Here is a 13026-nt window from a genome sequence, read left to right on the forward strand (position 1 = left end):
GCTCCCTGCTACAATCGCCAGTTGCTGCCCGGATCGGGAGTAGCAGTTTTCGGGCGGATTTCCGCTGGCCTTCGTAACCAAGCGCTAAAGGGTCTCACGATATTGTGCGCCAAATCAATCGGCCAATCGCGTGCCACGCGCCTATTTCCGGAGATCCCCGTGAAGCTCACCAATCTCAAGATCACCCCCAAGCTCGGCATTCTGGTGGGAGTGACCTTGCTAGGGCTCTGCGTCGCCGGCGTGCTCGCGGGGTATCTGATGCAGCGTGAGATGCTGAATGCGCGGGTCGAGCAGACCAGGGCGATCGTCGACATGGCGCGCAACATGGCGTTGGGCTTGCAGAAGCAGGTTGCCGCGGGGCAGATGACCAAGGAGGCGGCGATCGCCGAATTCAGCAAGCGCGGCAATACGCTGACTTTCGACAACGGCAACGGCTACGTGTTCGCCTATACGATGGATGGCGTTGCGGTGCTGGCGCCGGTTCCCTCGCAGATCGGCCAGAACCGCATGGACATCGACACGGGCGGCAGAAAACTCGTGCGCGAACTGCGCGATGGCATCGCGGCCAATGGCGAAATCATGCTGCGCTACGAATTCCGCAAACCGGGCGAGGAAGCGCTGATCCGCAAATTCTCCTACGCGGTTCCGATCCCCGGCTGGAACATGTTCGTCGGCACCGGCGCCTATCTCGACGATCTCGACACCAAGATGAAGCCGATCGCGGCCGTGCTCGGCCTCGCCATTCTCGGCATCGCGCTGATTGCCGGCAGCATCGCCTGGATGATCGGCCGCAGCATTTCCAAGCCGCTCGTTCAGCTCGGCAGCCGCATGCAGGACCTCGCCGAGGGCCGTCTCGACGGCGAAATTCCCGGTATCGGCCGCGGCGACGAAATCGGTGCGATGGCCAAGACCGTCCAGATTTTCCAGGACAATGCGGTGCGCATCCGCGGGCTTGAACAGAAGGAAGCCCAGGTGCAGGCTCGCGCCGAGGCCGAACGGCGGGCAGCGATGGAAAGCATCGCCAGCGACTTCGAACGCAGCGTGACCGGCATCGTCCGCTCGGTGTCGACGGCGGCCGCCGGCATGCAGAGCACCGCCCAGTCCATGACAGCTACCGCCAGTGACGCCAGCGCGCGGGCTGCGACCGTCGGCGCCGCGTCGCAGCGTTCGTCCGACAATGTCGGCACGGTCGCATCCGCCGCCGAAGAGCTCTCCAGCTCGGTGACCGAGATTTCCCGTCAGGTGGCGCGCTCCAGCGAGATCGCCAGCAAGGCGGTCAGCGACGCCGAACGCACCAACGCCACCGTCGGCGCGCTCTCGACCGGCGCCGAGAAGATCGGCGAGGTGGTCAAGCTGATCCACTCGATCGCAGCCCAGACCAATCTGCTCGCGCTCAACGCCACCATCGAGGCGGCGCGCGCCGGCGATTCTGGCCGCGGTTTTGCGGTGGTGGCGTCGGAAGTGAAGGCGCTCGCCAACCAGACCGCGCAGGCGACCGAGGAAATCTCGTCGCAGGTCGCGGCCATGCAGGCTTCCACCAGCGAAGCCGTGGCCTCGATCGGCGGCATCACCGAAACCATCGGGCAGATGAGCGAGATCACGGTCTCGATCTCGACCGCCGTCGAGCAGCAGGGCGGCGCCACCCGCGAGATCGCCCGCAACATTCAGTCGGTGGCGGCCGGGTCGAACGAGATCTCCACCCATATCGGCGGTGTCACCACGGCGGCGGCGGCGACCGGCCAGGCGGCGTCCGAGGTGCTGGCGAACGCCCGCGAACTCGACACCCAGTCCGGCATGCTGCGCAACGCGGTCGACGAGTTCCTGGTCAAGGTGCGGGCGGCCTGAGTATCAGCCAAGCCGACATGCCCGGGCTTGTCCCGGGCATCCACGTCTTTCTTTTTCGGTGGACGCCAAGAGCGTGGATGGCCGGGTCAAGCCCGGCCATGACGGAGAGAGCGAACGCGTTCTTACTGCTTCTCGATCCCCGCTTCCGTGATCAGCTTCTCCCAAACCTTGAGCTGCTCCTTCACGAAGGCGTCGAACTCTTCCGGCGTGCCGGAGAATGCTTCCATGCCGCGCTCAGCAAGCTGGCCCTTGATGTCGGGCCGTTCGACCACCTTGCGGATTTCCGCGTTCAGCCTGGTGACGACGTCCTTGGGCATATTGGCCGGGCCGAAATAGCCCTGCCATGAGGTGATATCAAAACCCTTCACCGTATCGTCCATGGTCGGAAGATCGGGCAACAGCGCCGAACGCTTCTTGGTCGTGACCGCCAGCGCCTTCAGCGCCTTGGCGTTGACGTGGGGCAGGCCGGTCGGAACGTCGATGAACATCATCGAGACGCGGCCGGCGATCAGGTCGGTCAGCGCCGGCGGCGAGCTCTTGTAGGGAACGTGCAGCAGGTCGATGCCGGCAAGTCGGGCAAAGGTCGCGCCCGCGACGATCGCCGCTGAGCTGCCGCTGGCATAGGAGTATTTGCCCGGCTCCTTCTTGGCGAGCGCGATCAGATCGGCCACGGAATTGGCCGGAATCTCCGGATGGATCACCAGCATGAAGGGCAGGTCGCCGGTCCGCGCGATCGGGGTGAAATCCTTGACCGGATCGTAGGTCATGTTCTTCAAGAGATACGGATTGGCCGAATGCGACGTGTTCGTCGTCACGAACAGCGTGTAGCCGTCGGGCGCGGAGCGCGCGACATAGCTCGCCGCGATTGAACCGTTAGCGCCCGCCTTGTTGTCGATCACCGTGCTGACGCCGAGGGCTGTACCGAGTTCTTTCCCGATCAGGCGCGTCGTGGTGTCGGTGCCGCTGCCGGCGGCGAACGGCAGCACCAGCGTGATGTTGCGGCTCGGGTAGGGCGTCTGCGCGGCAGCCGTGGCGATCATCGCCAGCACGAGGGGAGCCACTGCGGCGGCGTGCCGGTACCGTTTCCATAACGCGAACATTTAGTCGTTTCCTCGTTTGTTCTTATGATGAATTGGCCGGCACGCTAGCCTGCCCGGGGACAAAGTGGAAGCCCGGTAAAGCGTACGCCGCATGCCTGCGGAATGCGTGCCCCGGGCGGAGTGCGGCACGAAGTGACGCGCTGCTGAACCGGGGCCCATATGGGTCCCGGCTCTGCGGAGCAGCGCTGAAGTGGCGCTGCACCGCGTCCGGGACACGTAAGCTCTCAAGCCTTCTTCGCCGACGCCCGCCTGGAGGCGATCACCACGCCGGCCAGCACCAGCGCATAGCCCACCAGATGGAATAACCGCAATTGCTCGCCGAGCAGCAGGATCGCCATGGCCGAGCCGAACACCGGCACTAGATGGAAGAACGGCGCAGCGCGGTTGGGCCCGATCAGCGCCAGCCCGCGGTTGAAGAACAGATAGGCCAGCGTCGAGGGAAAGATCACGGCATAGCCCAGCGTCGCCATCGAGATCATGTCGAATTTCAGCGTGACGCCGGTCGAATATTCCCAGATCGAGAACGGCACCAGCATCAGCGCGCCGCAGCAGGTGGTGAATGAAATCAGCGACAGCGCGTGCGTTACCGGGCGGCGCGGGATCAGCGCCGAATACAATGCGAACGACACCAGGGAACTTGCAAACATCAGGTCGCCGCGGTTGAAGCTGATGCTGGCGAGCGCGCCAAAATCGCCGCGCAGGATGATGGTCAAGACGCCCGCGAGCGAAATGGTGATGCCGGCGAGCTGCGCGCCGGTGAGGCGGATGCCGAACAGCGCCAGCGACCACAGCGCGACAAACAGCGGCCCCGACGACTGGATCAGAAGCGCGTTCAGCGCCTCGGTATATTGCAGGGCCCAGTAGGAGATCGCATTGTTGTAGGCGAATCCGACGAACGACAGAAACAGCATCATCGGCAGATGCGCGCGCAGCACCGGCCAATCCTGCTTCAGGTGCGGCCAGGCAAAGGGCAGCAGGATCAGAAAGGTGCCGATCCAGCGGACGCAGGACAGCGTCAACGGCGGCACGTGGCCCGCGACATGGCGCGCCAGCACGATGTTGCCGGCCCAGAACAGCGAGGTCAGGGTCAGCAGCAGATAAGGCTGGTTGTTCAGCCACCGGACCGGATCGAGGGCAGGCGGCGCTGGTGCGGGCTGGGTCATGATCGCGAGTCGAGATAGGCCGGATTTTCCGCCGCGCGACAAGTCCTGCGCATGCAATGCTACAATGTCCCAAGATTGTCGCGAGTTACATCGATGGCTGTGGACTTGCTGAACGTGAAGGGCCTGCGGGAGCTCGATCCATCGGCGCCGGTCGTGATGGTGAACCTGATGCGCTTCCGCGAGCGTTCGCTCGACGGCAATGGATCGGGCTGGTACGGCGCTAGCGCGACAGCGGATCAACCGCCGCGCGGCAGGCCGTTTGCGCCAGATGGCAGATCTCGCTGGTCGGCCGCCCCCGGTCGAGCATCGCAAACATCGGGTAGCTCGTCAGCGCAAAGATCATGTCGACGGCTTCCTCGCGCGCGCGGCGCGATGCGGTCCTCGCAGCGATGCGTCCGACCAGCATCCTGACCAGCTTTCGCCGCCGCTCGTTGCGTTCGAGCAGCGCCTCTGCAAATTCGGGATCGGTGGCCATCGCCTCGTGGAGGCGGCCAATGGCGGCGTCCCTGGCCCAGAAGCCGCAGAAGATTTCGACCACGCGATCCAGCGCCATCAGCAGATCCGGCATCGCCATGGCATCGGCGATTTCATGAAGCCCGCCCTGGCGGGCGATGTCGTCGAACACAGCTTCGAGCAGGCCGCGCCGTGATCCGAACTGATTGTAGACGGTAAGCCGCGTCACGCCGGCTGCCTTCGCCACTGTGTCCAGCGAAAACCGCGCGATGCTCGCATCCTCGCGCAGCAATCTTGCCGCGGCTTCGATGACGCGATCGCGCTTCTCCGCAGCGGCTTCTGACCGCACGGAACTCACATAGGCGCGCTTTTTCATTCACTCGCCATCCTTTTGACGAATTGACTATACATTTTGTATATCTAATTTCAACATCCGATCTGAAAGCGAGCCCCATGCAGATCCCACTCATCATAACCCTGTCCCTTCACGTGTTGTCATCGGTGTTCTGGGCTGGATCGAGCTTTACGCTGGCGCGAACCGGTGGCGCCGGCGGCGAGCAGTTGATCGGGCCGCAGATGGGCGCCGCCGGTGTCACGATCCTGACCGGCGCCTATCTCGGACACTCCGTTCATGCCGGCATGTTCGGTACGGCCGAGCAAATCCTGGCGGTCGGGGCGCTCGCCGCGCTGGTTGCCGCCGCCGTTCAGGGCGCGATCGGCGGCCGCGCGATCCGAAGTTTACGCAACGGCAAGGCCGATGAGGCTGAGGCGCGCTCGCGCATCGCCGCGGCCCAGCGCATCGCGGCCTTGTTGCTTGCGGTGACGGCGGTGTGCATGGGCGCGGCGCGTTATGCGTGAGGTCAGATGCGCGGAATGCCGGCGTCGTTTATCACTTTCGACCATTTGTCGGTTTCGGAAGTTATCAGCGCGCGCATTTCCTCCGGCGTGCTGCCGCGGACCTCGCCGCCGGTCGCCGTCTCCAGCGCCGCCTTTGTGGCGGGGTCGGCCAGCATCGACTGGATCTCCGCGTTCAGCCGTTTCACGATGTCCGGCGGCGTGCCCTTCGGAACCAGCAGCCCGGCCCAGGTCCGCACGTCGAAACCTTTGACGCCGGCTTCCTGCGCGGACGGCACGTTCGGCAGCAGCTTCGTGCGTGTGGGCGAGGTGACCGCGAGGCCGCGAATGGCGCCGCTTTCGATTTGGCCCGCGAGCAGCACGGTGGTTCCGACGATCAAGGGAACGTCTCCGGCGAGCAGAGAGGTGACGGTCAGTGAGTCACCGCGATAGGGGACGTGGACCATCCTGGTGCCCGCGGTTACGTTCAGGAGTTCGCCGGCGAGATGATGCGTGCTGCCAAAGCCGACCGAGCCGTAGCTGAGCCCGTCGGGCTTGGCTTTCGCCATCGCAATCAGGTCCGCCAGCGTCTTCGCCTGATGGTCGGCGCGAACCGCGATCACCAGCGCGTAATACACCATTGTCGATAGCATCTCGAAGCTGTCGACGGGGCTATAGGCGAGCGACTTGTACAGCGCGCCCGAGATCGCGTGCGCGCCGGTGACGAGACCGATCGTGTAACCGTCCGGCGCCGACTTCGCGACGGCGTCGGCGGCAAGGTTGCCGCCCGCGCCCGGCTTGGCTTCCACCAGCACCGGCTGTCCCAGCCGCTTGGAAAGGCCGTCGGAGACGATGCGCGCCATGGTGTCGGCGGCGCCGCCCGCCGCAAAGCCGTGCAGCAGCCGGATCGGCCTGCTCGGGTAGCTTTGCGCTGTGACGGAGGGCGCGAGGCACGCCAGACTTACCGCCGCGACTGCGATGTAACGCAGGGCGCACCATCGTCCGCGCAGGACGTTCAACGATCGAGCCATCTTGTTTCATCCCTGAAGTTTTGATTTTGACGTCAGTTTCGGCTGTCGGTGTCGAGGCGCGATTACTTCACCCCGCGCATCGCCGGAGAAAATTCGCTGGCTTCCTTGGCCGGGCCGACGCCCCAGACGTCGCGCGGCAATCCTGCCCAGGTCTTCGGCCGCTGCGGACGATCGCGATGCCAGGGACGCGGCTCGAAATAGCCGAGCTCTTCGTCAAGCATCAGGTCCATGCTGTAGTAGAGCTCGATCAGATGGCGATCGGGATTGTGGTGATAGACCGCCACGTTGTGACCGGGCCCGTGCCGTACCGGTCCCCAGAGAATCTGAAACCGATTGCGTCCGAGCAGATCGCAGGCCTGATGCATGTGCGAGGCGTCGCGCAATTCGAACGCCAGATGGTGGATGCGCGCCTCTGTACCGCGTGCAAAATTCATCGCGTGATGTTCGGGGCCGCAACGCATGAAGACGAAATTCTCCTCGATCCGGTCGGAGACGCGGAAGCCGAGAACGTCGCCGAAGAATTTTGCGGCCCGTTCCGGGTCGGGCGTATAGAGCGCGACGTGACCGAGCTTGGCGACCGCCAGGCCGCGGACGGGTTCGACCGGCTTGCAGAAATCCCACCGGGAGAACAACTCGATCTGAAGCCCGTCCGGATCGTTGAAGACCAGCGTCTTCGGTATTCCGGGCGCCGTGTCGCTCCTGACCTCCGACTTGATATGGAGGCTCGCCAGCGACTTCTGCAGGTCGGAGAGATCGAGTCCGGGAGCAACCTCGTAGGCAGTGGCGGTCACGCGCGAGGCCGAGCCGTGCTCAAGAACGAGCGTGAGTTCATCGGACTCCGTTCCGAGATTAACCCGGCGGTCGTCCCGCCCGATCACGGCGAGCCCGATGATGGATCGATAGTAATCGAGTTGCGCCTCGACGTTCGGGCTCGCAAAGGTGACGTGTCGCAGTCGCTTGACCTTAATCATCTCGTGGCCCTCTTTAAATCCGGCGAACTCTCTGGCGGTGCGGGCGTCCGGCCCGTCTCAATCCGGTGTCATCACGATCTTGCCGAATGCCGCACCGGAATCGAGCAGTTCATGCGCGGCGCGCACTTCCGAGAGCTTGAAGCGCTTGAAGATCGACGGGCGGATGGCGCCATCGGCGAGATAGCCGATCATCTTGCGCATGATTTCGCGCCGGCCTTCGCGGTCGTGATCATAGATGTGAAAGGAAAAGCAGCGGATCGCCGGGCAGATATCGAGATACTTCCGCATCTCGCCCATCAGGTTTTCGGTCGGCAGACCGGCAAACGCATTGTAGGAGACGATGGTGCCCCATTTATCGAGCGCGCCGAGATAGGAATAGAACTCCGGGCCGCAGACGTGATCGAGCACGAGGCTGACGCCGCGTCCGCCGGTCAGGGCGCGGGTGCGGACGACGACGTCCTCGTCGCGATAGAAGATCACCTCATCTGCGCCCATGGTTCGCGCGTAGGCGGCCTTCTCCCGCGTGCTGACGGTTCCGATCACCTTCATCCCGGCGAGTTTTGCAAGCTGGACGAGGGACGTGCCGACGCCTCCGGCTGCGCCAATGACAAGGACCGAATGCGCCGGCGTGCTGGAGCCGCAATTGTTCAATAGCGCCCAGGCGACCTGATAATTGGGCAGGCAAACGGCGTCCTCGAACGCGACGTTTTCGGGCAGGGTGTGCACGGCGTCCGCGGGCGCAGAGACGTACTCGGCGTAGCAGCCGCCGCGCTGGGCAAGGTCGCGCGCGCTCAGAAGCACCCGCTGGCCGACGGAGACCTCGGTAACCTGCGAGCCTATGGCTTCGATCTCTCCGGCGAGGTCGTTGCCGGGATTGGCCGGCAGCGCCGGCATCCATTTGTAGACGCCGCTGCGGATCAGCTTGTCGGGCTGGCCGACGCCGAAGGCCCTGGCGCGGATCAGGACCTCCCGCTCGCCTGGCGCCGGTGTGGGCGCGTCGGTGTAGTCGAGCGCCTCCGGGCCTCCGGGGCGATGCACCAATACCGTTTTCATCCGAGCGCCCCCTCTCTTGTCTTGGTCGAATGAGCTATTTTCGAAAATATCTCCTATTGCGAAAATTATTGCAACGGGATTCTTTTGGGCTAGGATCGCGGGCTTCCAGGTGGCGAGAGAATCAATGACGACGACGGCCCTCAAGGCGCGCAAGGAGTTCGGGAAGACGCTCGCCGCCGACATTGCACACCGGCTGCGCAACGAGATCGTCACCGGTCAGCTCAAGCCGGACGAATCGCTGAAATTCGACGCATTGCGGCTGTCGTTCGGCGCCAGCTTCACGACCCTGCGCGAAGCGCTGACACTGCTGGCGGCGGAAGGCCTGGTCGTCGCCGAGGAACAGCGGGGCTACAAGGTCGCGCCGGTCACACTGGATGATCTGTCGGATCTCACGCATGCGCGCATCCTGATCGAGGTCGATCTGATCCGGCGGTCCATCGAGAATGGCGATGATGACTGGGAGATAAGGGTTATTTCATCCCTGCATCGGCTCGCCAAGATCGAGGAGCGGGCGCCTGAAAACTACCCCGTCAACGTGGAATGGAAATCGGCGCATCGCCAGTTCCATGAGGCGCTGGTGTCGGCATCGGGCTCGCCGACACTGCTTGCCGTGCGAAATTCCCTGTTCGATCGCGCCGAGCGCTACCGCAATCTGTCGGCACTGTTCCGGCCGCATCCGCGCGACAAGACCGGTGAGCACCGGGCCTTGATGCAGGCCGCCATAAGCCGCAACGCCGAGCAGGCCTGCAGTCTGATACGCACGCACATCCAGACCACCTCCGACAACGTGGCGAAATACGCCTCCGGCGTGATCGGCTCCCGCTGACCGCATAGCCGGCGGCCGAAGCCGGCCCATTCGCAACAAAAGCCAGGCTGAGGTCGCTCATGCAGCGAATTTCGGTTGCGTTCGTTTAAATTTTCGAAAATAGTGACTTTAAGCGAAATTTAGCGCCACCAATGAGAAGGATACCTGTTGCATGCGGCTGCTTTCATTTCTGAACGACGGCAGGGAGACCTGGGGAGCGATCGCCGGCGACGGCGTGGTCGATCTCGGCAGCAAACTCCCTTACGCCACGCTGCAGGACTTCATCGCCAGCGGCGATTTCCAAAAGCGCGATCATATCGTCGCAGGCTTCAAGCCGGACCTGAAGCTGTCCGACATCAAGTACCTTCCAGTTATTCCCCGCCCCGAGAAAATCGTTTGCGCCGTGCGCAACTATCTCGACCATCATCAGGAAGCGGTTGCCTTCGGCATGCAGCGGGAGCTCACGGCGTTTCCGCCGATCTTCCTGCGGGTCTGGCGCTCTCAGGTCGGCCACAACGCACCGGTCATTCGCCCCAAAGTATCGACCCATCTGGATTGGGAGGGCGAGCTTGCCGTGATCATCGGCAAGCCGGGCCGCCATATTTCCGAGGCCGATGCCATGCAGCACGTCGCCGGTTACTCGATCTACAACGATGTCAGCGTGCGCGATTATCAGCGGCACGCCCAGCAGATCGCAGCCGGCAAAAATTTCGTCGGCACGGGACCGTTCGGGCCCTGGATGGTGACGACGGACGAGTTGCCCGATCCGACCAAACTGAAGCTCGAGACCCGCGTCAACGGCAACGTCGTTCAGAAATCGGACACCTCGTTCCTGATCTTCTCGATTCCGCGGCTGATCAACTACGCCTCCGAGATTTTCGACCTCATGCCGGGCGACGTCATTGCCACGGGCACGCCGGCAGGCGTCGGTTTTACGCGCAAGCCGCCGATGTTCCTGGTGCCGGGCGACGTCGTCGAAGTCGAAGTGGAGAAGATCGGCGTGCTGCGAAATCCCGTTGTCGATGAGAGCGCACAATCGTGACGGCTTACGATATCCGCAAGACGCAGGTCTCGATCGAGGAAATCTGGCACGAGCGCGGGCCGCGCCGGGCGCAGCCGCTCTTGGTCGGGACCGTGCTCGCCGTCATCAACAATCCCTATGCCGGCCGCTATGAGCCGGACCTGATGCCGTTTCAGGCCGATTTGCGCGATCTCGGCCGCCAACTGGCGAGAACGCTGTGCGAACGGCTGGGCGGCAAGGACACCATCGAAGCCTATGGCAAGGGCGCGATCGTCGGCGGTGACGGCGAACTCGAGCACGGCGCGGTCTGGCACGAGGCCGGTGGTGCGGCGGTCCGCGAAGTGATCGCGCAGGCCAAGGCGATCGTTCCCGCGGCCAAGACCATTGGCGCGCTTGGCACTAGGCTGATGGTGCCGCTCGGCCACATCGAGGCGGCCTATGTCCGCAGCCATTTCGGCACCGCCGAGATGACGATCTGGGACGCGCCGCGGCGCGACGAAATCGTGTTCGGGCTTGCCATGGCGACCGGCGGCCGCACGCACGCGCGGATCGGCGGGCTTTCGGTCGACGCGATTTCAGTGCACGACGGGCAACGATAGCGCCTCAGAACTTCCTCACCAGATCCGGCGTGATCTCGCTGATCGAGCGAATACCTGATAGCGCGAGGTCGCGGTCGATCTCGGCTTTGAGCAGCGTGATCGCGCGCTGCACGCCGGCTTCGCCGCCGGCAATCGCCGCATAGAGGAACGGACGGCCGATCCAGACGAAATGCGCGCCGAGCGCCAGCGCCTTGATCACGTCGGTGCCGCGGCGGATGCCGCCGTCGACCATGACCGTCATGCCCTTTGCCTCCGCCGCGATCTCCGGCAGCGTACGCAGGCCCGACATCGTGTAGTCGAGCTGGCGGCCGCCATGGTTGGACAGCATCACGCCGTCGACGCCGCTCTCGCGCGCGATGCGCGCATCCGCCGGCGAGACCAGGCCCTTGACGACGAGCTTGCCTTTCCACTTCTTGCGGATCAATTCGACATGCTTCCAGGCGAGCTGGTCGCGGGCGCCGATATTGCGCATCAGGTTTTTCGCCAGCACCGGCGGGCCGCGCTTGGCATCCATGTTCTCGAAATGCGGCATGCCGTGGTTCATGATCGTGCGCGCCCAGGTGCCGAACAGCCAGTGCGGATGGGTGACCGTGTCCCAGAACACGCGCGGCGTGATCGCGAGCGGCACCTGAAAGCCGTTGCGGATGTTGTTCTCGCGGTTCGGCGGCACCGGCACATCGGCGGTGACGACGAAGGTGTCGTAGCCCGCCGCCGCCACGCGATCGACCAGCGGCTCGATCCGCTCCGGCAGGCCGGCAAGATAGGCCTGATACCACGCCGCCTGGTTGGCGGCGCGCACATCCTCCAGTGTGATCAGCGACGACGCGCTGAGAATCATCGGCACGTTCTCGGCCTGCGCCGCCTTCGTCAGCGCGATATCGCCGCGATAGGCTGATAGCGCCGAAGAGCCCATCGGCGGAATGCCGAACGGCGAAGCATAGGTCTTGCCGAACAGGGTGGTGGTCTGGTCGCGGCCGGAGACGTCGTTGAGCACGCGCGGCACAAAACCGTATTCGTCGAGGGCCTTGCGGTTGTCGCGCATCGCCGCGTCGGTCTCGGCGCCGCCGGAGATGTAGCCGTAGAGGAATTTTGGAAGCCGGCGCCGCGCGACAGCCTCGAAATCGTCGAGCGCGAGATATTTTTGTAAAGCCCGCGGCACCGTGCTCTCGGTGCGGGTCACGGTTGCGGGCGGCGCTGTCAGGCTTGCGGATTTGTCGAGCACGTCGGGCATTCCATTTTTTTGGTTGTTGTGAGGAGCAGGTTAGCGCCGGGGGGGCGGCCCGCCGAATTTCTGGCCCGCCTTGTTGACGGACGCGCTGACCTCGCCGAGCATTTTTCGCGTGTCGGCGATCAATTGCCCGGATTTCTTGTCGAAACTTTCGATCAGCTCGCGCATCGAGATCACGGTCGGCAGCAATTCGCCGCCATATTTGTCGCTGGCGAGGCCGCCGAAAAAGTCCTTGGTCTTGGTCAGCGCGCCGTCGACGGCGTCGACGCTATTTTCGGCGGTTGCGATGATGCTGGTGATCTTCTCGCCGTCACCGGACAGGGAGGCCGTGAACGTCTCGAAATTCCGCAGCGTATCCTTGACCGCCACCTCGTTGTCGGCGATCACCCGGTCGACGTTGCGCAGCGCCACGCGGATTTTTTCCTGGGTGTTGAGCGTCCCTTCCGGATCGGCGGTCAATTCCGGAATGCCGTCCGCGCCCTTTGGCGGCGGCGCTGCCTCGTCCGATCCACCCGTGAAGGAGATCGCCGCAATCCCTGTCAGTCCCTGAAATTCGAGGCCGACTTGCGTGTCGCTTTTCACCGGCGTGTTGCCGTCGATCATGGCCAGCGCCACGACGCGGCGCGGATGGTCGAGCTTCAGCGACACCACCTCGCCGACCCGGATGCCGGCAAAATTCACGCTGCCGCCCCTGCGCAGGCCGGAAGCCGAACCTTCGAAGATTACCCGGAACGGCACCTTCTGCTTGGCGCTGACGAACTTCTGGTAGCCAAGAAACCCGCCCAGCGATCCCCCGATCAGGGCCAGGGTCAGGGTGCCGATCATCAGATTGCTGGCGCGAACCTTCATCGAGATGCCTTAAGCGATGCAGGCCCAAGAGATAGCGGATTTGCCACGGCAAGTCACCGCGCGCTCTTTTAACC

The 13026-nt window shown here is 63.9% G+C and carries 13 protein-coding genes; 5 read left to right on the forward strand and 8 right to left on the reverse strand.

Annotated elements, in window-relative coordinates; translation table 11 throughout:
* Window positions 1-159: 159 nt before the first annotated feature.
* On the forward strand, window positions 160-1845 hold the full coding sequence (locus V1293_RS30895; protein WP_334514893.1) for a methyl-accepting chemotaxis protein: 1686 nt from the start codon (window positions 160-162) through the stop codon (window positions 1843-1845).
* Window positions 1846-1967: 122 nt separating this feature from the next.
* Here the strand turns inward: V1293_RS30895 and V1293_RS30900 are convergent, their stop codons facing one another.
* The 3 genes from V1293_RS30900 to V1293_RS30915 form a co-directional block, all read right to left on the reverse strand.
* The gene (locus tag V1293_RS30900) at window positions 1968-2945 is read right to left on the reverse strand and encodes a Bug family tripartite tricarboxylate transporter substrate binding protein (RefSeq protein ID WP_442894308.1); all 978 of its coding nucleotides are present in this window, start codon (window positions 2943-2945) and stop codon (window positions 1968-1970) included.
* Window positions 2946-3169: 224 nt separating this feature from the next.
* On the reverse strand, window positions 3170-4108 hold the full coding sequence (locus V1293_RS30905; RefSeq protein WP_334514894.1) for a DMT family transporter: 939 nt from the start codon (window positions 4106-4108) through the stop codon (window positions 3170-3172).
* A gap of 220 nt (window positions 4109-4328) precedes the next feature.
* Window positions 4329-4937, reverse strand: coding sequence for a TetR/AcrR family transcriptional regulator (locus V1293_RS30915; RefSeq protein ID WP_334514895.1), 609 nt, complete (start codon window positions 4935-4937; stop codon window positions 4329-4331).
* A gap of 77 nt (window positions 4938-5014) precedes the next feature.
* Here V1293_RS30915 and V1293_RS30920 point away from each other — a divergent pair, with 77 nt between their 5' ends.
* Entirely contained in the window at window positions 5015-5419 is a 405-nt protein-coding gene (locus V1293_RS30920) for a hypothetical protein (protein ID WP_334514896.1), read from the forward strand.
* A 2-nt stretch (window positions 5420-5421) separates the two neighbouring features.
* Here V1293_RS30920 and V1293_RS30925 read toward each other — a convergent pair whose 3' ends face one another.
* The 3 genes from V1293_RS30925 to V1293_RS30935 form a co-directional block, all read right to left on the reverse strand.
* Window positions 5422-6426 carry a tripartite tricarboxylate transporter substrate binding protein gene (locus tag V1293_RS30925; protein WP_334514898.1) on the reverse strand — a complete coding sequence of 335 codons (1005 nt, stop codon included), beginning with the start codon at window positions 6424-6426 and terminating at the stop codon, window positions 5422-5424.
* A 62-nt stretch (window positions 6427-6488) separates the two neighbouring features.
* On the reverse strand, window positions 6489-7397 hold the full coding sequence (locus V1293_RS30930; RefSeq protein ID WP_334514900.1) for a VOC family protein: 909 nt from the start codon (window positions 7395-7397) through the stop codon (window positions 6489-6491).
* Window positions 7398-7454: 57 nt separating this feature from the next.
* On the reverse strand, window positions 7455-8450 hold the full coding sequence (locus V1293_RS30935; RefSeq protein ID WP_334514902.1) for a zinc-dependent alcohol dehydrogenase family protein: 996 nt from the start codon (window positions 8448-8450) through the stop codon (window positions 7455-7457).
* 124 nt (window positions 8451-8574) lie between these two features.
* On the opposite strand from V1293_RS30935, the gene V1293_RS30940 reads away from it, so the two are divergent.
* The 3 genes from V1293_RS30940 to V1293_RS30950 all read left to right on the forward strand — a co-directional run bounded on the left by V1293_RS30940 (window position 8575) and on the right by V1293_RS30950 (window position 10875).
* Window positions 8575-9276: an FCD domain-containing protein gene (locus tag V1293_RS30940; RefSeq protein ID WP_334514903.1), complete on the forward strand. Its 702-nt coding sequence runs from the start codon at window positions 8575-8577 to the stop codon at window positions 9274-9276.
* 151 nt (window positions 9277-9427) lie between these two features.
* Window positions 9428-10297, forward strand: a complete 870-nt coding sequence (locus V1293_RS30945) for a fumarylacetoacetate hydrolase family protein (protein ID WP_334514905.1) — start codon at window positions 9428-9430, stop codon at window positions 10295-10297.
* Window positions 10294-10875 (forward strand): amino acid synthesis family protein, encoded by a 582-nt coding sequence (locus tag V1293_RS30950; RefSeq protein ID WP_334514907.1) that lies wholly within the window; start codon window positions 10294-10296, stop codon window positions 10873-10875. Before V1293_RS30945 ends, V1293_RS30950 begins: the two co-directional genes overlap by 4 nt.
* Window positions 10876-10879: 4 nt before the next feature.
* Here the strand turns inward: V1293_RS30950 and V1293_RS30955 are convergent, their stop codons facing one another.
* Window positions 10880-12106: an alpha-hydroxy acid oxidase gene (locus V1293_RS30955; protein ID WP_442894309.1), complete on the reverse strand. Its 1227-nt coding sequence runs from the start codon at window positions 12104-12106 to the stop codon at window positions 10880-10882.
* Between the two features lie 30 nt (window positions 12107-12136).
* Complete coding sequence (locus V1293_RS30960) at window positions 12137-12952, reverse strand: MlaD family protein (RefSeq protein WP_334514910.1); 816 nt, start codon at window positions 12950-12952, stop codon at window positions 12137-12139.
* Between the last annotated feature and the right edge of the window lie 74 nt (window positions 12953-13026).

The sequence above is a fragment of the Bradyrhizobium sp. AZCC 1693 genome, assembly GCF_036924745.1.
Taxonomy (GTDB): Bacteria; Pseudomonadota; Alphaproteobacteria; order Rhizobiales; family Xanthobacteraceae; genus Bradyrhizobium.